Genomic DNA, 21,758 nt, shown 5'->3' with positions numbered 1-21,758 from the left:
GAGCAACCGCCTGAAGGGACCCGCCATCATGGGCAACCACCTGTTCGACCTGATCCGCTCGCGCATGCCGGGCCCGGAGGCGCCCTTCGCGCTGATCGATGACGGCCGCCGCTACAGCTACCAGGATGTGCTCGACGTCTCGGCCCGCTTCGCCAATGTGCTCGCGTCGCTCGGCGTGAAGCCGGGCGACCGCGTCGCGGTCCAGGTCGAGAAGAGCATCGAGGCGCTGATGCTCTATCTCGGCACGGTCAGGGCCGGCGCGATCTTCCTGCCGCTCAACAGCGCCTATACCCCGGCCGAGATCGACTATTTCCTCGGCGACGCCGAGCCCGCCGTCTTCGTCTGCGACCCCGCGAAGGCCGAAGCCTTGCGCCCTTATGCGGAGAAGGCCGGCGCGAAGCTGGAGACGCTCGGCGTCTGGCGCTCGCCGCAGCTCTCAGCCGGCACGCTCTCCGACAAGGCGCTTTCCGCCTCGACCCGCTTCAGCGACGCCGCGCGCGGGCCAGACGATCTCGCCGCCATCCTCTACACCTCCGGCACGACCGGGCGCTCCAAGGGCGCGATGCTGAGCCACGACAACCTCGCCTCGAACGCGCTGGCGCTGGTCGATTACTGGCGCTTCACGCAGGCCGACGTGCTGCTGCACGCTTTGCCGATCTTCCACACCCATGGCCTCTTCGTCGCGACCAACACGATCCTGCTCGCCGGCGGCGCGATGATCCTGCTGCCGAAATTCGATCCCGAGCAGGTCTTCAAATATCTGCCGCAGGCGACCAGCATGATGGGCGTGCCGACCTTCTATGTCCGGCTCCTGCAGGAGGCGCGGCTGAGCAGGGAGGCGACGGCGCATATGCGCCTCTTCATCTCCGGCTCGGCGCCGCTTCTGGCCGAGACGCACCGGGACTGGCGCGAGCGGACCGGCCACGCCATCCTCGAGCGCTACGGCATGACCGAGACCAACATGAACACCTCCAACCCCTATGACGGGGACAGGGTGGCGGGCACGGTCGGCTTCCCGCTGCCGGGCGTGGCGCTGCGCGTCGTCGAGCCGGAGACGGGCGAGCCGCTCGGCGCCGAGGCGATCGGCATGATCGAGGTCAAGGGTGCCAACGTCTTCAAGGGCTATTGGCGCAACCCCGAGAAGACCGCCGCCGAGTTCCGCCCCGACGGCTTCTTCATCACCGGCGATCTCGGCAAGGTCGATGCCGCCGGCTATGTCCACATCGTCGGGCGCGGCAAGGACCTGATCATCACCGGCGGCTACAACGTCTATCCCAAGGAGGTCGAGGCCGAGATCGACGAGATGCCGGGCGTGGTCGAGAGCGCGGTGATCGGCCTGCCGCATCCCGATTTCGGCGAGGGCGTCACGGCGATCGTCGTCGCCAAGCCCGGCGCCGATGTCTCGGCTCAGGACATCGCCAAGGCGCTGGAGCAGCGCCTGGCCAGGTTCAAGCAGCCCAAGCAGGTCTTCGTCGTCGACGAGCTGCCGCGCAACACCATGGGCAAGGTCCAGAAGAACCTGCTGCGCGACCAGTACAAGGATATCTACGTCACGCCGGCGTGAGCGGCCGCGCCGCCATTTCGGCTGCGACGGCGTCGTCGATCGGCGTGTCATAGGTCATCAGCAGATAGCCCAGCACCGAATAGAAGCCGACGGTCGCGATCAGGTCGAACACCGCCTCGCGCCCCAGCGCCGCCGCAAGCTCGGCTTCCAGCGCCGGCGACAGGCGCCTGTCGTCGAACAGCGCATCGACCGCGCGCGCGATCAGCCCGTCCTCGCCCTCGGGCTCGCCGCGCAGCGCGGCGATGCGCCGGTCGCTCATGCCGAGGACCCTGGCCCGGCTGACATGATGGGCCCATTCATAGGGCGAGCCCATGCGGTGGGCCGCGCGCAGGATCACCACCTCCGAGCGCACGGGCCCGAGCGCACTGTCCTTGACGATGTGCTGGCGCAGCGGCGCCCACGCCTTCAGCAGCGCGGGGTGGTGGGCCATCGTGCGGTAGACGTTGAGCGCGCCGGCGAAGCCGGTCTTCATCTCGGCGATGGCCGCGGGCCAGTCGGCATCGCTGATCGGCGGGCAGGGAGAGTTCGTCATCGGATGATCTCGTCGGTTCAGGGCGTGAGGTACCTGGCATAGAGCGCCGGCGCCCGGTCGGCCCAGATGCCGGTGAAGCTGCGATAGCGCGCAACCTCGGCGAGGTCGATCCCGACGCGCAGCACGTCCTCACGGTCATGATCGAGCGCGCCGAGCACGCGGCCGTCGGGCGCGACCGCGCAGGAGCGGCCGAAGAAGCGCTGCCCGCCGCGGCTGCCGCTGCGGTTGCAGCTCAGGAAGAAGACGCCGTTCTCGGTCGCGCGCGTATAGGCGCGGTGGATGAAGAGGCCCTCATCCGCCACCGGCGCGGTCTCAGGCCCGAAGGAGGCCCAGACGCAGGTGACGATGCTCGCACCCTGCAGCGCGAGGATGCGGGTGATCTCGGGAAAGCGGATATCGTAGCAGATCTGCATGCCGAGCCGCGTGCCGAACACCGGACAGGTCTCGATGCTGTCGCCGCCGGTGAAGAACAGCTTCTCGTTCTGCCACTGATGGACCTTGGTGTAGTCGCCGAGCACGCCCTCCGGCCCGATCAGGAGCGAGGCGTTGCGCATCACGCCGGCGCGCAAGGCATCGCGCAGGCCGAGCCCGATGACGAGATGCACGCGGTGGCGGGCCGCGAGCGCGACGAGCGCCCTGATCTCCTCACCGTCCGGCGCGGCGCAGGCCTCGTAGAGCGCCGCGCCGAAATGCGGCACGTCGGCGACCACCGGCCCACCCGGCACCAGGGGCTCGACATAGCCGGTGTTCGACAATTCCGGAAACAGGATGAGCTGCGCGCCCTGCCCCGCTTCCGCCGCGACGATATCGTGGATGCGCCGGAAATTCGCGGCCGGCGCCAGGGGCTCGACGTCGAGCTGGACGAGGCTTGCGGCAATCATGCGCCCACTCCGGCGATGCGGCGCCCGGCCGCGAAATCCCAGTCCCGTCCCGGCGCCGCGTTGATCAGGGCCCGGGTATAGTCATGGCTCGGGCGGCCGAGAACCTCGGCGGCCGGCCCCATCTCGACGACGCTGCCGCGCTGCATCACCATCACCTCGTCGCAGATCTGCGCGGCGACGCGCAGGTCGTGGGTGATGAACAGCACGGCGAGGTTCCGCCGCTCCTGGATCTCGGCCAGGAGATCGAGCACCTGCGCCTGAACCGAGACGTCGAGCGCGGAGACCGCCTCGTCAGCGACGATCACCTCCGGCTCCATCATCAGGGCGCGCGCGATGGCGATGCGCTGGCGCTGGCCGCCGGAGAACTGGTGCGGGAAGCGCTCAAGGCTGATCGCGGGCAGGCCGACCACCTCCATCAGCTCGCCCGCGCGCTTCAGCGCCGCGCCGCGATCCTCGCCGAGATTGAGCGGCCCCTCGATCAGGCTCTCGCCGATGCGCAGGCGCGGATTGAGCGAGCGATTGGGGTCCTGGAACACCATCTGAACGCGCCGCCGCGCCGGGGCCAGCGCCTGCTGGCCCTTCAGATTGGCGATATCCTGCCCGTTGACGCGGATCTCGCCCGCTGTCGGCTCTTCCAGCCGCATCAGGCAGCGCGCCACGGTCGACTTGCCCGAGCCGCTTTCGCCGACGATGCCGAGCGTGCGCCCCCGTGCGAGCCCGAAGCTGACATCGTTCACCGCGCGCACATTGCGCCTTTCGCGCCCGAGAAGCTTGCCGATGAACGAGCCCAAGGAGAAGGTCTTCTCCAGGTTGCGGATCTCCAGCACGGTCTCAGGCCCGGCCGCGGCGCGCGGGGCGCGCGGCGTCAGCGACGGCACCGCCTGCAAGAGCTCGCGCGTGTAGTCCTCGCGCGGCCGGCTCAGCACCTGCTCGACCGGGCCGGTCTCGACGATCTCGCCGCGGCGCATCACGCAGACCCGGTCGGCGATGTCGACGACCACGCCCATGTCGTGGGTGATGAAGAGGACGGCGGTGTTCTGCTTGTCCTGCAGCTCGCGGATCAGGCTCAGGATCTGCTTCTGGGTGGTGACGTCGAGCGCGGTCGTCGGCTCGTCGGCGATCAGGAGCTTCGGCTTCAGCGCCAGCGCCATCGCGATCATCACCCGCTGGCGCTGCCCGCCGGAGAGCTGATGGGGATAGCTGTCGTAGATCCGCGCCGGATCGGGCAGATGCACCGCGGCGAAGGCGGCGAGCGCCGCCTCGCGGCGCTCCTTCGGCCGCATCCTCGTATGCGCCCAATAGACCTCGTCCATCTGCAGCCCGATGGTCAGCACCGGGTTCAGCGCCGTCATCGGCTCCTGGAAGATCATCGCCATCTCGGCGCCGCGCAGCGCCCTGGTGCGCGCGGGCGTCGCGGTGAGGATGTCCTCGCCGTTGAGCAGCACGGCGCCGGCCGTCGCCTGCAGCTCGTCGCGCGGCAGCAGGTCCATCGCGACCAGCGAGGTCACCGACTTGCCGGAGCCCGATTCGCCGACGAGGCAGAGCGTCTCGCCCGGATGGATGTCGAAATCGATGCCCTTCAGGATCTCGGCGGGACGGCGCCCGCGCGTCGCGACCCTGAGGTCACGGACGCTGAGGACGGGTTCAGTGGCGGCGGTTGCGGTCACGGGGCCCTCCCCTGCATCTTCGGATCGAGCCGGTCGCGCAGCGCGTCGCCGAGCAGGTTGATCGACAGGATGCACAGCGACAGGACGATCGCCGGCCAGAACACCAGCCAGGGGTTGATCGCGAAATAGAGACGCCCCTCGGCCATGATGTTGCCCCAGCTCGGGATCTCCGTGCCGATGCCGACGCCGAGGAAGGAGAGCGCCGCTTCCGTCAGGATGGCGGAGGCGTACATATAGGTGCCCTGCACGATCAGCGGCGCGATCGTCGTCGGCAAGAGGTGCTTGCGGATCAGCGTCGTCGGTGGCGTGCCGAGCAGCACGGCGGCGTCGACATAGGTCTCCTCGCGCGCCGCGATGACCCGCGCCCGGACGAGACGCACCACCTGCGGGATCGCCGGGATCATGATCGCGAAGATCACGGTGACGAGCCCGCCGCGCACCAAGGCGACGATGGCGATGGCGAGCAGGATGCCGGGGATCGCCATCAACCCGTCCATCATCCGCATCAGCACGCCGTCGAAGGCGCGGTACCAGCCGGCGAGCAGGCCGAGCGGCAGCCCGATCACGATGGCGCCGATCGCGACGCCGGCGCCGACCAGGAGCGAGACCCGCGCGCCGTAGACCACGCGCGAATAGAGGTCGCGGCCGAAGGAATCCGTGCCCAGCCAATAGGTGCCGGAGGCCGGCTTCAGCCGCATCGCGGCATTGAGCCTGGTCGGCTCGAAATTGGCGAGCTGCGGCGCGAACACCGCCATCACGATCACGGCGGCGAGGACGACGACGGCGAGCACCGTCGTCCAGTGCGGCGGGTTCTCCATGAGGCGGCGGCGCGCAGCCACGCCCTGCGCGGGGTTCGACGGAGCGCTCATTGGTAGCGGATCCTCGGGTCGGTCAGCGCATAGGAGAGGTCGATCAGGAGGTTGATCAGCACATAGGTGCCGGCCGTCAGCAGGATGATCGCCTGGATCAGCGGATAGTCGCGGGCGAGCACGCCGTCGACCACGAGGCGCCCGAGGCCGGGAATGTTGAACACCGTCTCGGTGACGACGACGCCGGAGACCATCATGGCGAAGCCCGTGCCGACGACCGTGAGGATCGGAATCGCGGCATTGCGCAGCGCATGGCGGAACAGCACGATCCGCTCGCCCAGTCCCTTGGCGCGGGCGGTGCGGACATAATCCTCGCGCAGCACCTCCAGCATCGAGGCCCGCGTCATCCGCGAGACCAGCGCGATATAGAAGGAGGAAAGCGCCAAGCCCGGCAGCACGATGCGGTGGAGGAACGGGCCGAAGCCCTCGGCAAAGGGCTTGTAGCCCTGCACCGGGAACCATTTGAGGTTGACCGAGAAGACGGCGATCAGCACGTAGCCGATCACGAAGATCGGCACCGAGAAGCCGACGACCGAGAGCGCCATAACGAAGCGGTCGATCAGCCCGCCATGGCGCCAGGCGGCGAGCACGCCGAGCGGCAGCGAGATCACCACCGTGAAGATCATCGCCATGACCGCGAGCGCGAGCGTCGGCCCGACGCGCTGGCCGATCATCTCCAGCACCGGGCGCTGCGAGATCAGCGAGGCACCGAAATCGCCCTCCGCCATGCTGGCGATCCAGGCGATGAACTGGCTGGCGATCGGCTTGTCGAGCCCGAGATTCTCGCGGATGGCGGCAAGCTGCGCCGGCGTCGCCTGGTCGCCGGCGATCGCCTGGGCCGGATCGCCCGGCGTCAGCCGCAGCAGCAGGAAGACGAACAGCGCCACGAAGAACATGACGGGGATCGCCATCACGAGCCTGCGCAGGAAATAGGAAGCCATGGAGCTCTCCACGCGCCTGGGCATCCGCCGCGCGGGCGATGCCGGAAACCGGGTCGGTCGGGCCGGGCGGCGGATCGCCGCCCGGCCCGCGCGGCTTACTTGCCGACGCCCCAGAACAGGGTGATCGGACCGGGCTGGAGGTTCTTCAGGCTGGTGCGCCAGGCGGCCACGGCCTGGAATTCGCCGGCGTTGTAGTAGAATCCCTCGTCCCAGGCGATCTGCTGGATCTCGCGGGCGATCTTCTTCTGCTCGTCGAGCGTCGCGGCGGTCAGATAGGCGGTGCGCAGCTCCTCGACGCGGGCGCTTTTCGGCCAGCCCGACCAGGCGGTATCGGCGCCCGAGCCGTCGAGCATCGCATGCACGGTCGGGTTCCAGATGCCGGAGACGCCCCAATAGGTGAAGAACATGTTCCAGCCGCCCTGCGCCACCGGCTGCCAGCCGTTCTTGCGCGACTGCAGCGTCGCCCAGTCCATCGAGACGACATCGACCTTGAAGCCGGCCTCGCGCAGCCGCTCGGCCGCGACGATCGGCTGGGTCGAGAGGATCGTGAGGTCCGTCGGCTGCATCATCAGCACCGGCGTTCCGTCATAGCCTGAAGCCTTGAGCAGCTCCCTGGCCTTGGCCATGCGCTCCTTGGCGTCGCCCTTGAGGAATTCCGAGCCGGCATCGGAGGCGAGCGGCACGTCGCAGCCATAGACCGAGGCGCAGAGCTTGTAATACTCGCTGTCGCCGATCGCGGTCTGCATCAGCTGGTCCTGGTCGAGCGCGAACATCGCCGCCTGGCGGACCTTCGGGTTGTCGAAGGGCGGCAGGCGGTGGTTGAAGCGGCCGGTGACCTGGCTGCCGAGCGCATTGATGGCGCCGGTCTTGATCTCGTCATTGGCCTTGAGCAGCGGCAGCAGGTCGATCGTCACCTGCTCGATCAGGTCGACATCGCCGGATTGCAGCGCATTGATCGAGGTCTGCATGTCCGGCATCGCCTTCCACACGACCTTGTCGACATTGATCACCTTGCCGCCGGCGGTCCAGCTCATCGGCTCGGAGCGCGGCTTGTAGTCCTTGTTCTTGACGTAGACGGCCTGGTCGCCCGGGCGATACTGATCCGCCACGAAGCGGAACGGGCCGGAGCCGATCATCTCGGTCACCTGCTTGCCGGCGGGCGTCTCGGCGAGGCGCTTCGGCATCATGAAGGGCGGCACCGGCGAGGGCTTGGCCAGAAGCTCGAGCACCTGCCCGAAGGGCTTGGCGAGCTTGATCACCAGCACCTTGTCGGAGGTCGCCTCGATCGAGGCGACATGCGCCATCATGGTGCGGGCTGCGCCGTCGTTCTCGGCCCAGCGCTTCAGCGAGGCGACGCAGTCCTCGGCCTTGACCGGGGTGCCGTCATGCCAGGTCAGCCCGTCGCGCAGCGTCAGCGTATAGGTCATCTTGTCGGCGGAGACGGCATAGTCGGCCATCTGCGGCTGGGGAGCGTACTTGGCGTCCATGCCGAGCAGCGTGTCGAACACCATGAAGCCGTGCGTGCGCACGATCTGCGCGGTGCTCAGGATCGGGTCGAGCGTCCTGAGCGGCGCCTGCATGACGACGTTGAGCGTCGTCTCGGCAAAGGCCGGCATCGCGTAAACGGAGCCCGCGAGCAGCGCGGCAACCCCGAAAGTCTTGAATCGAAACGTCATTGTAATCCCCTCTCGCGTGATTGATCTGGTTGGTCGGCGTCGTCAGGCGGGAGCGTCGCTCCACGGATAGGCCCCGGCCGTGTCGAGCTGCCGGTACGGAATCAGCCGCACGTCGGCGGGGCCGAGATCGGGCGTGTCGACCACCAGGATGCGGTCGGCCATCGGCTCGTAGTAATCGCGGAAATGGGTCTTCGAGCGCAGCAGGATCACGTCGTAATCCTCCGGCCGCTCGCCGAAGATGAAGAACGGGTCGCCATCGACGGCGAAGGCGAAATGCGAGACCACCGAGACGCGGACCCGGCCGATCTGAAGGAGCGCCGTCAGCCCGAGATCGACGAAGGAGCCGCGCTGATAGCGCCCGGAGACGGTGAAGGATTTCGGCCCCGACCAGATCACCCGCGCCACGGCCTCGAGCGGCCCGCCGGTCTCCGGCGCCGTCTTGCCGGCGAGCCTGACCGCAATCTCTGCCCCCTCGCCCGCTTCATGGGCCTGGGCCGCGGTCTCGGGATCGAGCAGGAAGGGCACATTGACCCGCCCGACGTCGCGGGTCAGCAGCAGGCGCAGCAGATGGGTCGAATCGTTCATCCGGTCGGCATGCTCGAGCAGCACGATCGGCCGGCCCCCGGCGGGCCGGCGCGCGATGTCGGCGAGCGCTTCCTCGGCGCCCAGGATCGGGATCGCGGCCGCGATGGCATGGCGCGCCGCGCGCAGCCGGCCCGAGAAGACGTCAGCCTTCGCCTGCGCCACCTCCTGCCCCGCCCAGTCGAGGCAGATCACCGACATGCCGGTATTGGCGCTGTCGGCATAGGAGAAGCCGGCCATGATCGAGATGTCGCAGTCGCCGGCGGCCTCGGTGGCGCGCGCCTCGGCGATGATCGAGGCCAGCGGCTGAAGCGCCGTCGCCGACATGATGGAGGGGATGACGACATCCGGCCGCGCCACGGCGAGGCCGGGCCGGCGGCCCCCGCGCAGCAGCCTCAGGAGCGCGCGGGCCGCCCGCTCGCCGGTCTCGCCCATGTCGATATGCGGGGAATGGCGGTAGGCGACGGCGATGTCGGCGCCGCGCAGCGTCTCACGGTCGATATTGCCGTGATAGTCGAGCGCGACCGCGATCGGCAGCGACGGGGCGGCGGCGCGCAGCGCATCGATGACATGCCGCTCGACGTCCCGGTAGGACGGCGCCCAGCAGGCGCCGTGCAGGAACAGGATCACGCCGTCGAGGGGCGCGCTGCGGGCGACGCCGTCGATGATCTCGGCGGTATAATGCGCGACCGCCTCGTCGGCGGTCGGTCCGAGCGCGCCGAGCAGCGTATGGAACAGCGGCACGAATTCCGCGCCTTGCGCCTCGCAGATCTGCAGGGCGCCGCCCGGAACCGTGTTGGTGCCGCGGAAACGCTCGGTCAGCGCGGCGCCACGCACGCAGACGCGCTCGAACTCCGCCAGCTCCACGATCTGCGGAACGGCCGTGACCGATTCGAGATTGAAGCCGGCGAAAGCGATGCGCAGCGTCATGGCGGCGATCAGCCCTTGACCGCAGCGTCGATCGCGCCGCCGATCCGCTCGACGATCTGGTCGACCTCCTCGGGTCTGATGATGTAGGGCGGCGCCAGCAGGACGTGGTCGCCTTGCCGCCCGTCGATGGTGCCGCCCATCGGGTAGCTCATCAGGCCGCGCGCCATCGCCTCCGTCTTGATCCGGGCATGGATCTTCAGCGCCGGGTCGAAGGGCGCCTTGGTCTGCCTGTCGGCGACGATCTCGATGCCGCGGAACAGGCCGCGCCCGCGGATGTCGCCGACATGGGGATGCTGGCCGAGCCGCTGGTCGAGCCCGGCCTGCAGGCGCTCGCCCATCAGCCGGACGTTCTCCAGCATCTCCGGCTGCGCGATCAGCTCGACGACCTTGTTCGCCGCCGCCGCCGCCATCGGATGGCAGATATAGGTGTGGCCGTGCTGGAACAGGCCGGAGCCCTCGGCGAAGGCGCGGTAGATCGTCTCCGAGAGAAGCACCGCGCCGATCGGCTGGTAGCCGCCGCCCAGCCCCTTGGCGATGGTGACGATATCGGGCGAGATGCCCTCCTGCTCGCAGGCGAACAGCGTGCCGGTTCGGCCCATGCCGCACATCACCTCGTCGAGGATCAGGAGCACGCCGTATTTGTCGCAGATGCGGCGGATGCGGGCGAAGTAATCCGCGACCGGAGCGACGGCGCCGAGCGTCGCGCCGACCACCGGCTCGGCGATGAAGGCGATGACCTCTTCCGCGCCGAGCTCCAGGATCTTGGCCTCGAGCTCGTCGGCGAGCCGGGCGGCGTAGGCTTCAGGCGTCTCGCCGGCCTTCTGGTCGCGATAGGCGTAGCAGGGCGAGACATGATGCGTCTCGGGCAGGATCGGCTGGAACTGCGCGCGCCGCCAGGCATTGCCGCCGGCGGCCAGCGCGCCGAGCGTGTTGCCGTGATAGCTCTGCCGGCGCGCGATGAAGTGGCGGCGCTGCGGCTCACCGATCTCGACGAAATACTGCCGCGCCATCTTCATCGCCGCCTCGACGGCCTCCGAGCCGCCGGAGACGAGATAGACGTAGTCGAGGCCCTCCGGCGCCAGCCCGACCAGCCGCTCCGCCAGCTCCTCGGCGACGTCGGTGGTGAAGAAGGAGGTATGGGCATAGGCGATGCGGTCCATCTGCGCGCGCATCGCGGCCATCACCTGCGGATCGCCGTGGCCGAGGCAGGAGACGGCGGCGCCGCCGGAACCGTCGATATAGCTGCGACCCTCCGCGTCGGTGATGAAGACGCCCTGCCCCGCGACAGCTCGCGGCAGGCGGCCGCCGATCGAACGATGGAGGATCCTGGTCATCTCAGCTTCCCGGATTGGCGCGGACATGGCCGCCGCGGCGGCCGTCTCATGACATGTCCCGTCAAATGATGCAACATTTGTTTTATAGAATACAAATCAGAAACAGTTGACTTGTGATCTGTTGCAAAAGAACATCCGTTGCAACCGCGCCGGTCGCCGTGGGACAAGCGGGAAAGCCGTATCCGGGCAGGAAGGTGTGATTCAGATGGTGCAGGCCGATCCCTTGCGCGAGCACATCGTCAGCCTCTTCGACGGCATGCCGCCGCAATTACGCCAGGCGGCGCGCTACATCCTGGAGCATCCGCAGGAGGTCGCGCTGGTCTCGATGCGCGAATTGTCGCGCAATGCCGGCGTGCAGCCCTCGACGATGACACGGCTCGCCAAGTTCCTGGGCCTTGCCGGTTACGACGACATCCGCGCCCATCATGCCGAGGCCATCCGCCTGCGCGTCGACGGCTTCGCGGCGCGCGCGATGCAGCATGGCGAGGAGGACAGGGACATGGCGGCGGCACAATTGTCGCGCCGCATGCTGCAGGGCCTCGCAGCCCAGATCGCGCGCCTGGCCGAGCCCGCCTCGCTGGAGCGCCTTTCGGCCGCCGCCGACCGGCTCGCCCGGGCGCGGCGCATCTTCGTGCTGGGCCTGCGCTCCTGCCATTCGGTCGCCTGGCATTTCCACTATGTGATGGCACTGCTCGGCGAGAAGAGCGTCCATCTCGACGGGCCTGCCGATACGGTCGGCGACGGGCTGATCCGGGCGGGGAAGGACGACGTCCTGCTGGCGATCTCGATCAACCCCTATGCCCTGCACAGCCTCGAACTGGCGCAACTCGCGCGCGAGAAGGGGCTCGGCATCGTCGCGATCACCGACAGCGAGGTCTCGCCGCTGGTCGGCATCGCCGACCACGCCGTGCTCTGCTCGACCGAGAGTCAGAGCTTCTTCCATACGCTGGCGCCGGCGCTCGCCATCTCCGAGGTGCTCTGCGGCCTCTTGGCGAACAAGGACCGGGCCGCCGCGCTGGAGGCGCTGCAGCGCGCCGACCGGCATCTTCTGTCCCTCAACACCTATGCGAGCGCCATTCCGCGCCGGAGGATCTGAACATCCCCATGGCCGGCTGGTCGGGGATCGAGCTCACCACCGTGCGCCAGCAGCGCCGCCGCATGGTCGAGGCGAGCCTGCGCATCCTCGGCCAGAGCCTCGCCGCGCCCGACCGGCCGGCGGTCTTCCACCGCGAGCCGGGGCGCCTGATCGTGCGCCGCACGGTTCGCCTCAAGCCGGACCGGGACGGGCGTCCCGCCGCCCCGCGACAAGGAGCAGCCGCCTCATGATACGCCAGCTCAAGCAAGCCGCCGCCCCCGCCGCCGGCCAGGGCGGCGATCCGGCCGTCGCCGCCACCGTCGAGGCCATCATCGCCGACGTCGCCGCCCGCGGCGACGCCGCCGTGCGCGAGCTCTCGGTCAGGTTCGACCGCTGGGACCGGAGCGATTACCGCCTGACCCGCAAGGAGATCGACGCCTGCCTGTCGGAGCTTCCCGCCAGCGCCATCGCCGACATCCGCTTCGCCCAGGAGCAGGTGCGCAACTTCGCCCACAGGCAGCGCGAATGCCTGCTCGACCTCGAGGTCGAGACCCGGCCGGGCGTCATCCTCGGCCACCGCAACATCCCCGTCGGCTCGGTCGGCTGCTATGTGCCGGGCGGCAAGTACCCGCTGCTCGCCTCGGCCCATATGTCGGTGATCACCGCCAAGGTCGCCGGCGTCGGCCGGATCATGACCTGCGCCCCGCCCCACCAGGGCAAGCCGGCGCCCGCCATCGTCGCCGCCCAGCATCTGGCCGGCGCCGACGAGATCTACTGCCTCGGCGGCGTCCAGGCCGTCGCCGCCATGGCCGTGGGCACGCAGACCATCACACCGGTCGACATGCCCGTCGGCCCCGGCAACGCCTATGTCGCCGAGGCCAAGCGCCAGCTCTTCGGCCGCGTCGGCATCGATCTCTTCGCCGGCCCCACCGAGACCCTCGTCATCGCCGACGACAGCGCCGATCCCGAGATCTGCGCCACCGACCTGCTCGGCCAGGCCGAGCACGGACCCGACTCGCCCGCCATCCTCCTGACAAGCTCGGAAAAGCTCGCCCGCGCGACCATCGCCGAGATCGAGCGCCTGCTCACCATCCTGCCCACCGCAGCCATCGCCGCAAGGGCCTGGCAAAACCACGGACAGGTCATCCTCTGCGACGAGGACGAGCTCGTCGCCGAGGCCGACCGCATCGCATCCGAGCATGTCCAGGTCATGACCCGCGACCCAGACCTCTTCAAGAACCGCATGCGCAACTACGGCGCCCTCTTCCTCGGCGCCCGCACCAACGTCGCCTATAGCGACAAGGTCATCGGCACGAACCACACCCTGCCGACGCTGGGCGCCGCCCGATACACAGGCGGCCTGTGGGTCGGAAAGTTCATGAAGACCTGCACCTTCCAGAAAATCCTCACCGACGAGGCCAGCGTCGCCATCGGAGAATACTGCTCGCGCCTGTCCATCCTCGAAGGCTTCGCAGGACACGCCGAACAAGCCAACATCAGGCTCAGAAAACTCGGTAACAAAAATATCCCATACGCCCAACCCGCCAAATGAAATGGTAAAAGAGCGGAGCCCGATACGATCCGGCGCTCTTGTCTTACGCACGGGAAGCCCCTACAGGGATCTGCCCCTGCGGAGAAGAAGCGGGCATTCCGCGACAAGGCCGGTTCCGGAAGCCGCGCGTGCGGGACGGCGGCATGGGACAGGACATCATGACGGCCGAGCCCGCTACCAGGCGACATATCCTCATCGCCGATGACGACCCGATGAGCCGGGACATGCTCAGTCGCCGGCTCGCGCGCCAGGGATTCGCCGTCACCACCGCCGAAACCGGCAAGTCCGCCCTTTCCCTCCTGGAGACGGGGCGGTTCCATGCCGTCCTGCTCGACGGGATGATGCCCGAAATGCCCGGCCTCGACGTGCTGCGGCATCTGCGAGGCGCCGCGAATCAGACGCGTGTGATCATGGTGACGGGCAAGGCGCTTTCGAACGACATCGAGGAAGCGATGGCGCTGGGCGCGGACGGCTACGTCACCAAGCCCGTCGATTTCAGGAAGCTCATGGCTCTCATCGAAGACGAGAAGCAGGGCTGATCCACCCCGAGGGGCTGCCGGCAAGCGCGGGCATCTTTCGCGGGCCGGCCTTGTCCGATCCCGACGACGGGGCCATTCTCACGCGGATGAAGCTCCTGCTCGCCCTCGGGATCGCCGCGAGCTGCGGCCTGGCGATCTGGCTGGCTCTGGACGGCAACGCCGTGATCGCTCTGCCGCTCGTCATCGTCGTGGGCGCCCTGGTGCGGGCCCTGGTCCGCATCGTCCGCGGCAAGCATTTCCGCCCCGCCGAAACGCCGATCGCACAGGATCCCAAAGACTGAGCCTAACCCGACCGCCGGGCGAAAGGAACGGCTAACCAAACGGCCGGCTTCACGCTGCAACCCGGCCGCTTCGATGGTAATCTGTGTTCTAGCCGACCACTGCAATCTTCGACGCTGGAGGATCGATGGCTGACAAGGTGAGGGATCTGCTCGGGCGCGAGATCGAAACGTTGCGCGCCGACGTGCTCAAGGCAGGGGTCCTCAACGCGAAGGCCCTGCAGGACAGCGCGGAAAGCCATGTCGCGCACCTCCATGAGGTGCTGCACGAATCCTCCGACCTGCAGGAAGCCTCGTTCCGGGTGGTCAACACCGTCATCGGCTTCGCCAAGCTGCTCTACAGCCAGGCCCCGGTGGCCGAATCGGAACGGGCCCGGCTCACGGCGCTCGCAGCCATCGATCGCCTCGCCGCTGTGATGGGCGGCTGCACATGGCGGGAGGCCGCGGCATCCTGAACCGCGCCGGCTGCGGGCGGCGCAGCGATGAAGAAAGCCGGCCAAAGTGACTGGACAGGCCGGGCGGCGGCCTCTATATCGCCCCCACCAACACGGACGGCCCCACGCCGATCCCGGTTCGCCCAGGTAGCTCAGTTGGTAGAGCATGCGACTGAAAATCGCAGTGTCGGTGGTTCGATTCCGCCCCTGGGCACCATTTTACCATTCGCTCACGTTCGCCGACGTTCACAAACCGGCCAAAACGGCCGGTTTTTTCATGTTTGGCGTTCACTGGCGTTCGTGGGTGACCGTTGACAGTCGCGAAGAATGTTGGCCTTCCTGTTGGCTCCTGACCAAGGCCAACATATTCGAGGCCAACAGATGGCCCTTACGGACAGTGCAATCCGAAACGCCAAGGCCACCGGCAAGCTGGTGAAGCTGTCCGATGGTGAGGGGCTGCAGCTCTGGATCACGCCGAACGGATCGAAGCTCTGGCGCCTGGCCTATCGGCTCGACGGCAAGCAGAAGAAGCTCTCCATCGGCACCTATCCTGCGATCGACCTGAAGACGGCACGTCAGAAGCGCGAGGAGGCGAAGCAGCTCCTGCGCGACGGCAAGGACCCTTCGGCCCAGAAGAAGGTCGACAAGCTCTCCGAGGCGGTCGCGCGAGGCGCGACCTTCGGCATCCGCGCCGACATGCTGATCGAGGCGAAGGAGAAGGCCGGCAAGGCGCTGGCCACGGTCGACAAGGTCCGCTGGCTGTTGAGCCTGGCCCGCCCCGACCTCGCCAAGCGCCCGATCGGCGAAATCAGCAGCATCGAAATCCTGGCCGTTCTCCGGAAGCTCGAAAATAAGGGCAATCTGGAAACCGCCAAGCGGTTGCGCTCCACGATCGGTGAAGTGTTCCGGGCGGCCATCATCGATAGCCTCGTCGCCAGTGATCCGACCGCTGCGCTGCGCGGAGCGATCCGGCCACCGGTCACGGTGAGCCATGCCGCGGTCACTAAGCCCAAGGCGCTCGGGGCGCTCTTGCGTGCCATAGATGGGCTCGACGGGCAGCCGACGACGCGCATAGCCCTGCAACTCATGGCGCTCCTCTATCCGCGTCCCGGCGAGCTTCGCATGGCCCGCTGGCAGGAGTTCAATTTCGAGCTCTGCGAATGGCTGATCCCGGCTGAGCGGATGAAGATGCGGATCGAGCACTACAAACCGCTGCCCCGGCAGGCCATCGCCCTGCTCGAGGAGTTGCGGACGCTCACTGCCGACATCGGGGAACAGGGCGGTAAGGCGCTATTGTTCCCATCATTGCGGACATGGCAGAAGCCGATCAGCGAAAACACGCTGAACGCAGCGCTGCGACGTCTGGGGTATTCGAAGGACGAGGCCACGGCACACGGTTTCCGCGCCTCCGCCTCGACGCTCTTGAACGAATCGAAGCTCTGGCACGCCGATGCCGTCGAGCGCTCCCTTGCCCACGAGGAGCCGAACAAGGTTCGCCGGGTCTACGCTCGCGGCGAATATTGGGATGAGCGGGTGAAGATGGCGCAGTGGTGGGCCGATCAGCTCGACGCTTGGCAGGCTGGGAAGACAGATGCCGCTGCGTCGACGGGAAAGGCAGTGTCGTGATGGACGATGCCTCCGAAGATATTTGGGAGAACGAGAGGCGCTGGCCATTGGCACCGCCTGGCTATCTATTCCTCGTTCCGGCATTCAATCGGATCGGGCGCCGTCTGTATGGCGATGCGTGGCAGGATGATCTCGGCGCGAACGAATTTTGGCCATTCTTGCCCGCCGATCCCGTAGAGGCGGACCCGGCCACGCTCGATTGGGCGAAGTGGATGGTTCTGGGAGAAAGGAGGCGATCGACGCCGGCCCCAGAGCCCCAATCTCAAACAGATCTGGCTTCGGCTCCAGACGATGGCGCGCGTCGACCACCGCTCGCTCTCGTTCATCCCGGCTGGCAACGGCACTTCAAAAAGCCAGAGCTCATCACACCGAAAGCGTTCCCGTTTCAGGATGGGGAATGGGATCGGTTGAAGGAGCGGGTCGACGCTCGAAATCGAAAAATTCAGCCCGGCATTGAAAAAGTGCTGGCCGCGACCCGTTGGCTCTACGATGCGATCTTCGAGCGCAAAATTCAGCCGTTCATCATGAGACAGGAAGGGGGCGACTGGCAGGCGTCAGCCCCCGACGACTGGATGGCGCCATCCCTCGATACGCTTCGAGCTAGGGTACGCAATGCCAGCATGTATCCAGGGGCCGCATCTTCCCGAGATGGGTCTCATTGGATTTTCCTGCCCGAAAAACGGCTGGACGATGCGCTTCAATCTGCAATCGCGCCGTCTCTGCTAAGCGTGGGGCTGCCGGCCTCGTCATGTTCGACTGCGACCGCCGGTGCCGCTTCACCGACAATGATGGTGAATATCACTCGGGCTATAGACCGCTCGGCTGAGCTGCTACGGCAAAACAATGATGCCACGAAGGAGGAAATCTATGCGGCTGTGCAAGCCGACGTTGGCGGCATCAGTCGTAACGCGTTCGAAACCAAAGTCTTAGGCGCCGGGCGCGAGCGAGCGGGGTTTCCTCGGAAAGGCAAACCCGGTCGGAAACGGAAATCGCCGAGCCAGAAATCGCCGAACCTAATCGAATAGCCAATAAATCGCGGAGGGCTTCCCGCGAATTCTCAACAGTATCAGCTTCCTCGCATCGCCCACCGCGTTCACCCGAATGCCAGCGAAGAGGAAGATATGGATCGCAACCCGGAGCTCCTGGCCTATTCGCCCAAGCAGGCCGCCCAATCCATCGGCATCGGCCTGACTGCCCTGTATGCCGAGATCGGCGCCGGCCGCATCAAGATGCGCAAGTACGGCAGGCGCACTCTCATTGCCGCCGAGGACCTGAAAACGTGGCTCGCGCGCCTCCCCGTGAAGGAGGCTGCGTAAGCACTATGGCCCGCAAACAATCGAGGCCGGTCACTCGCGAGAGTGCCGACCTCGGGAATGGACTTTGCTTGGCGGCTGTCCTTCCCGACCAATACACCATCGCCCCTGTCATCGCCACATTGCGGCGGCGCTTCGGTCTTTCCGATCATGTCGCCGCCCTGATCGCCGATCTCGCCGGGATCGGGCCGCAGGAGGTGCGCTGATGGCACGTCGTGGATATCCGAAGCTCGTCGTGCGCCTTCCTGACGGTTCGGCAATTCTGCCGGTCGGCCGGGAAGCGATGACGCTCCTCCTGCTCGTGAAGAAGGGCGACCAGGGCCTGCGGGCGTTCGATTTCCCGGAAGGCGCGCCCTATAGACTCGCGGCCTATGTTTGCGATCTGCGGTCGAAGATGAACCTCGCGATCGAGACGGATTACGAGAAGCACACGACCGGAGAGCACGCGATCTACACGCTGCGCACGCCCGTCCAGATCGAGCACATCGACTATGGCGACGGCGTCGGAGTGGCAGCATGAACGCAGCTCCTCCCGTCATCGACGATAGCGTCCGTCAATGTGGTGTAATTTCGGGTGTGGGACCGGGCCGTCATGATCAGGCGGCCTTTGGTGTAATCTGAAGGGGCCTTTCGTCCTCGATCGCCGGTGTGTTGAGGTCCGCCATGGCCTCGACCTGCATGTATCGATGCTGAAGCTGCCACTCGTCGTTGGCTTCGAGCAGGACGGCTCCGATCAGGCGGACGATGCTGTCCTCGTTCGGGAAGATGCCGACGACATCGGCCCGGCGCTTCACCTCCTTGTTGAGCCGCTCCAGCGGATTCGTGCTGTGCAGCTTCGAGCGGTGCTGGGCGGGGAAGGCCATGTAGGCGAGCACATCGGCTTCCGCATCATCCATGAAGCTTCCCAGCTTCGGCCATCTGGCGCGGAGTTGGTCGGCGACATGCCGCCAGGTCTGCACGGCACTGTCGTGGTCGGGCTGGATGAACGCCTGCCGGATCGCGGCGGCGACCATGGTGTGCTGGCCCTTGGGAACGTAGGCCAGCGCATTGCGCATCGCATGAACCCGGCACCGTTGCCATGTCGCGCCGAGCACGCGGACAAGGGCCGCCTTCAGCCCTTCATGGGCATCCGAGATGACCAGCTTGACCCCGGTCAGTCCCCTGCGCACCAGATCGCGCAGGAACGAGGTCCAGAACGGCTCGGCTTCGGACGGGCCGATGTGAAGGCCGACGATCTCCCTCTTTCCGTCGGTATCGACGGCGACCGCGATTATCGCCGCCACGGAGACAATACGCCCACCCTCGCGCATCTTCAGATAGGTGGCGTCGAGCCACAGATAGGGCCAGTCGCCGGACAACGGGCGCTTGAGGAAGGCGTTCACCCGCTCGTCGATGTCCTTGCACAGCTTCGACACCGACGATTTCGAGATGCCCGTCATCCCCATGGCCTGCACCAGTTCATCGACCTTGCGGGTCGAGACGCCGTTGATCCAGGCTTCCTGGATGACGGCGACCAGCGCCTTCTCCACCGTCTTCCTCGGCTCCAGGAAGCCGGGGAAGTAGGCTCCGCTGCGCATCTTCGGGATTTTCAGGTTCAGCGTGCCCAGCCGGGTGTCGAGCGTCCGGTCACGGTAGCCATTGCGCCAGGTCTGCCGGGCTTCGCCGCGCTCGTATCGCCCAGCCCCGATCAGGCCATCGACATCGGCCTCCATGATCAGTTGCAGCACGCTCTCGGCGATCGCGCGCAGAAAATCAGGGTCGCCGCTCTTCGCGGAAAGCTCGGCAAGCGCTAATCTGTCCTCGGTCATCGGGTTCTCCGTTTCGGTCAGGTCGAAGTCTTGCAACTCCACCTTCTCAAACGGACCCGGTGCCCACACCGGTTTTGGCCAAAAACGCAGCGGATTCTCCACCGCTGTTTCCACCGAAAGCGCTCCCCGAAATTACACCACGTCCTCGGACGCTACCTCATCGACAGCAAGGTCGCCAGGCGCACCTGCCGAAACTGCGCCTTCTACCACGGCAAGGTCACGAACCTGGCGGTGAAGGTGCTGCATGTCCCGCAGCCTGTGCCGGGCAAGCGCATCACCAATCATGTTCCGGTCGAAATGGGCGAGTGCCGGCGTCGCGCTCCCAATCTCGCAACGTCGACCAATCACGACTGGCAGATCGGCTCCGGGCATGGGATTTGGCCGGCAGTATTGCCGAGCGAATGGTGCGGCGAGTTCCAGTCCGCCGCGGCCGAGCTGGTCGCGGAGCTTGAGCGCCTCGGCAGGTGCATCATCCAATGCCGCGCGGACGGGAAATGCGACGTCGTCGTCATTGACGGCGTTGGTCAGAGCTTCGTCGATGTCGAGGGGATATCGCAGGACGATGCGACCTTGCGGGCAAACCATTGGGGCGAGCGGGGATTGCTGGTCGCATGGGGGCAGGAGCCTTCGAGGCCTGCCACATGAGCGACAATCCCAATCTCTCTGTCGCGCTGCGCCTCGCCACGCTGGGAATCCCGGTCTTCCCTTGCGCTCCTGAGCGGTATCCGTTCGACGAACAGGGGAAGAAGCCGCGCCCAGGCGTCATGTGGAAGGGCGCCGGCGCGACCACGGACGAACGGCAGATCAGGCAGGCGTTCCAGCGCTGGCCGGATAGCATCGTCGCGATCTCGCCGATCACAAATGGATGGCTTGTCGTCGATTGTGACCGGAAGCCCGGAAAGCCTGACGGCGTCGCGACGCTGAACGAACTGGCGTGGGCGAACGGTGATGACCCGCGCGACTGGCCGACTATCGAGACGCCCTCCGGTGGCCGGCATGTCATGTTCAAAGACCCCGGCAACCTTGCCGACACAACGTCGATCCTTCCGGGCATCGATATCAAGTGCAAGGGCTACATCATTGCCGAAGGGTCGACGCATCTCGACGGCCGCAGTTACAAGCCGGAAGGCGATGGCTATCTCGCAATGATCGAGATGGACGCCATTCCCGACATGCCGGGATGGCTGCATCAGGCGCTGCTTAATGCGAAGGCCGCAACGAAGGCGCATGAACCGCAACCGTCTAGTCGATCGTCTGCGCCCCCCACTTCCGGGGAATCAACAACGATTAGCGACAGCAGGTCGGACTTCTTCACCCGTATTAAGGGTGAGGCGCTGCGTCGGCTTGGTGAATGGGTACCGATCGCATTTCCGAAGGCGATATTTCAGCCCGGCACAGGGGCGTGGAGCATCAGCTCACGCGACCTCGGCCGAAACTTGCAAGAGCGCCTGTCGTTTCATCCCGAGGGGGTGCAGGATTTCGGGACGGAGCAGGCCAGCAGTCCGATATCGGCGCTGGTCGACCATGGCATTGTTCCCGACTCGCTTGCGGCTGCACGGTGGCTCTGCGATCGGCTGGCCATCGACTACGATGCCCTGTGGGCCGAGACGCATCCTGAGCCAGATATCGACCTGAGCCGGTTGAAGCCGAAACTGAAGCTTGTCTCGGTCGATGAAACACGGATTCCGGCATCGGACGCCGATCCGGTCGACATCTGGGGCAAGTTCAATCCACCAGCGCTCCCGGCCGGGTTGCTGCCGGCGGCGATCGAGGAGTTCGCGCACGTCCAGGGCGAGATGATGGGCGCCGATCCCGGCGGCCTGGCTTGCGCGGCGCTGGCGGTGTGCGCCGCCGCCATCCCGGACAGCATCAAGCTGCAGGTGAAGCAGCACGATACGAGCTGGACGGAATCGGCCCGGCTTTGGATCGCGCTGATCGGTGATCCGTCGACGAAAAAATCACCGGTCCTGTCGCAGGCGGTTCGGCCGCTGCTGCGCCTCGACGCCGCGCTCTATCGCGAATACGCGCAGGCCATGGCGGAGTATGAGGCGCTGCTGTGCAGGGCGGTGAGAAAACCATCCAGTGAAGCGCCTGCGTTTGTGCGGGCGCGGGCGGCGTAAAAGTCGTCCACTGGATAGGCTGATCCCTTTCGGGGTC

Annotated in this window: 23 protein-coding genes and 1 tRNA gene; 15 read left to right on the top strand and 9 right to left on the bottom strand. The window is 66.7% G+C overall.

All coding sequences use genetic code 11. From position 1 onward, the window contains the following. Window positions 1-28: 28 nt before the first annotated feature. Window positions 29-1,564 (top strand): malonate--CoA ligase, encoded by a 1,536-nt coding sequence (locus tag M9917_RS17180; RefSeq protein ID WP_297255716.1) that lies wholly within the window; start codon window positions 29-31, stop codon window positions 1,562-1,564. Here the strand turns inward: M9917_RS17180 and M9917_RS17175 are convergent. The 8 genes from M9917_RS17175 to M9917_RS17140 all read right to left on the bottom strand — a co-directional run bounded on the left by M9917_RS17175 (window position 1,551) and on the right by M9917_RS17140 (window position 10,976). Then, window positions 1,551-2,096 carry a carboxymuconolactone decarboxylase family protein gene (locus tag M9917_RS17175; protein ID WP_297255714.1) on the bottom strand — a complete coding sequence of 182 codons (546 nt, stop codon included), beginning with the start codon at window positions 2,094-2,096 and terminating at the stop codon, window positions 1,551-1,553. The genes M9917_RS17180 and M9917_RS17175 overlap by 14 nt on opposite strands. 17 nt (window positions 2,097-2,113) lie before the next feature. Next, entirely contained in the window at window positions 2,114-2,977 is an 864-nt protein-coding gene (locus M9917_RS17170) for a carbon-nitrogen hydrolase family protein (RefSeq protein WP_297255712.1), read from the bottom strand. Continuing rightward, a complete protein-coding gene (locus M9917_RS17165; protein WP_297255710.1) occupies window positions 2,974-4,644 on the bottom strand; it encodes an ABC transporter ATP-binding protein in 1,671 nt (556 codons plus the stop codon). Before M9917_RS17165 ends, M9917_RS17170 begins: the two co-directional genes overlap by 4 nt. Then, window positions 4,641-5,513: an ABC transporter permease gene (locus M9917_RS17160; RefSeq protein ID WP_297255708.1), complete on the bottom strand. Its 873-nt coding sequence runs from the start codon at window positions 5,511-5,513 to the stop codon at window positions 4,641-4,643. Before M9917_RS17160 ends, M9917_RS17165 begins: the two co-directional genes overlap by 4 nt. Then, entirely contained in the window at window positions 5,510-6,454 is a 945-nt protein-coding gene (locus tag M9917_RS17155) for an ABC transporter permease (RefSeq protein ID WP_297255706.1), read from the bottom strand. Before M9917_RS17155 ends, M9917_RS17160 begins: the two co-directional genes overlap by 4 nt. Before the next feature lie 95 nt (window positions 6,455-6,549). Next, entirely contained in the window at window positions 6,550-8,130 is a 1,581-nt protein-coding gene (locus tag M9917_RS17150; protein WP_297255704.1) for an ABC transporter substrate-binding protein, read from the bottom strand. 42 nt (window positions 8,131-8,172) lie between these two features. Beyond that, window positions 8,173-9,642 carry a M81 family metallopeptidase gene (locus M9917_RS17145; RefSeq protein WP_297255703.1) on the bottom strand — a complete coding sequence of 490 codons (1,470 nt, stop codon included), beginning with the start codon at window positions 9,640-9,642 and terminating at the stop codon, window positions 8,173-8,175. 8 nt (window positions 9,643-9,650) lie between these two features. Further along, on the bottom strand, window positions 9,651-10,976 hold the full coding sequence (locus M9917_RS17140) for an aspartate aminotransferase family protein (RefSeq protein WP_297255701.1): 1,326 nt from the start codon (window positions 10,974-10,976) through the stop codon (window positions 9,651-9,653). Window positions 10,977-11,181: 205 nt separating this feature from the next. Here M9917_RS17140 and M9917_RS17135 point away from each other — a divergent pair, with 205 nt between their 5' ends. From M9917_RS17135 to M9917_RS17080, 12 genes are all read left to right on the top strand, one after another. Beyond that, window positions 11,182-12,072, top strand: coding sequence for a MurR/RpiR family transcriptional regulator (locus M9917_RS17135; RefSeq protein WP_297255699.1), 891 nt, complete (start codon window positions 11,182-11,184; stop codon window positions 12,070-12,072). A gap of 8 nt (window positions 12,073-12,080) precedes the next feature. Then, window positions 12,081-12,302: a hypothetical protein gene (locus M9917_RS17130; protein ID WP_297255697.1), complete on the top strand. Its 222-nt coding sequence runs from the start codon at window positions 12,081-12,083 to the stop codon at window positions 12,300-12,302. Then, window positions 12,299-13,603, top strand: coding sequence for a histidinol dehydrogenase (gene hisD, locus M9917_RS17125; protein ID WP_297255696.1), 1,305 nt, complete (start codon window positions 12,299-12,301; stop codon window positions 13,601-13,603). Before M9917_RS17130 ends, hisD begins: the two co-directional genes overlap by 4 nt. A gap of 143 nt (window positions 13,604-13,746) precedes the next feature. Further along, window positions 13,747-14,142 (top strand): response regulator transcription factor, encoded by a 396-nt coding sequence (locus M9917_RS17120; RefSeq protein ID WP_297255694.1) that lies wholly within the window; start codon window positions 13,747-13,749, stop codon window positions 14,140-14,142. Between the two features lie 50 nt (window positions 14,143-14,192). After that, entirely contained in the window at window positions 14,193-14,423 is a 231-nt protein-coding gene (locus M9917_RS17115; protein ID WP_297255692.1) for a hypothetical protein, read from the top strand. A 125-nt stretch (window positions 14,424-14,548) separates the two neighbouring features. Continuing rightward, the gene (locus M9917_RS17110; RefSeq protein ID WP_297255690.1) at window positions 14,549-14,875 is read left to right on the top strand and encodes a hypothetical protein; all 327 of its coding nucleotides are present in this window, start codon (window positions 14,549-14,551) and stop codon (window positions 14,873-14,875) included. A 120-nt stretch (window positions 14,876-14,995) separates the two neighbouring features. Further along, a tRNA-Phe gene (locus tag M9917_RS17105) sits at window positions 14,996-15,071 on the top strand. A gap of 164 nt (window positions 15,072-15,235) precedes the next feature. Further along, window positions 15,236-16,480, top strand: a complete 1,245-nt coding sequence (locus M9917_RS17100; RefSeq protein ID WP_297255689.1) for a tyrosine-type recombinase/integrase — start codon at window positions 15,236-15,238, stop codon at window positions 16,478-16,480. Beyond that, on the top strand, window positions 16,480-17,505 hold the full coding sequence (locus M9917_RS17095) for a hypothetical protein (RefSeq protein WP_297255687.1): 1,026 nt from the start codon (window positions 16,480-16,482) through the stop codon (window positions 17,503-17,505). The genes M9917_RS17100 and M9917_RS17095 overlap by 1 nt, the downstream gene beginning before the upstream one ends. A 96-nt stretch (window positions 17,506-17,601) precedes the next feature. Beyond that, on the top strand, window positions 17,602-17,796 hold the full coding sequence (locus tag M9917_RS17090; RefSeq protein WP_297255685.1) for a helix-turn-helix domain-containing protein: 195 nt from the start codon (window positions 17,602-17,604) through the stop codon (window positions 17,794-17,796). A gap of 68 nt (window positions 17,797-17,864) precedes the next feature. Continuing rightward, the gene (locus tag M9917_RS17085; protein WP_297255683.1) at window positions 17,865-17,999 is read left to right on the top strand and encodes a hypothetical protein; all 135 of its coding nucleotides are present in this window, start codon (window positions 17,865-17,867) and stop codon (window positions 17,997-17,999) included. Beyond that, the gene (locus M9917_RS17080) at window positions 17,999-18,313 is read left to right on the top strand and encodes a winged helix domain-containing protein (protein WP_297255681.1); all 315 of its coding nucleotides are present in this window, start codon (window positions 17,999-18,001) and stop codon (window positions 18,311-18,313) included. The genes M9917_RS17085 and M9917_RS17080 overlap by 1 nt, the downstream gene beginning before the upstream one ends. A gap of 76 nt (window positions 18,314-18,389) precedes the next feature. On the opposite strand, the gene M9917_RS17075 is transcribed toward M9917_RS17080, so the two are convergent. After that, the gene (locus M9917_RS17075) at window positions 18,390-19,601 is read right to left on the bottom strand and encodes an IS256 family transposase (protein ID WP_297254662.1); all 1,212 of its coding nucleotides are present in this window, start codon (window positions 19,599-19,601) and stop codon (window positions 18,390-18,392) included. A gap of 231 nt (window positions 19,602-19,832) precedes the next feature. Here M9917_RS17075 and M9917_RS17070 point away from each other — a divergent pair, with 231 nt between their 5' ends. Together M9917_RS17070 and M9917_RS17065 are read left to right on the top strand one after the other, a co-directional pair. After that, on the top strand, window positions 19,833-20,246 hold the full coding sequence (locus M9917_RS17070) for a hypothetical protein (protein WP_297255679.1): 414 nt from the start codon (window positions 19,833-19,835) through the stop codon (window positions 20,244-20,246). Beyond that, on the top strand, window positions 20,243-21,721 hold the full coding sequence (locus M9917_RS17065) for a bifunctional DNA primase/polymerase (protein WP_297255677.1): 1,479 nt from the start codon (window positions 20,243-20,245) through the stop codon (window positions 21,719-21,721). The genes M9917_RS17070 and M9917_RS17065 overlap by 4 nt, the downstream gene beginning before the upstream one ends. Window positions 21,722-21,758: the final 37 nt, after the last annotated feature.

The organism is Bosea sp. (in: a-proteobacteria), assembly GCF_023953965.1.
Taxonomy (GTDB): Bacteria; Pseudomonadota; Alphaproteobacteria; order Rhizobiales; family Beijerinckiaceae; genus Allobosea.
This window is presented reverse-complemented; position numbering and strand designations above follow the sequence as displayed.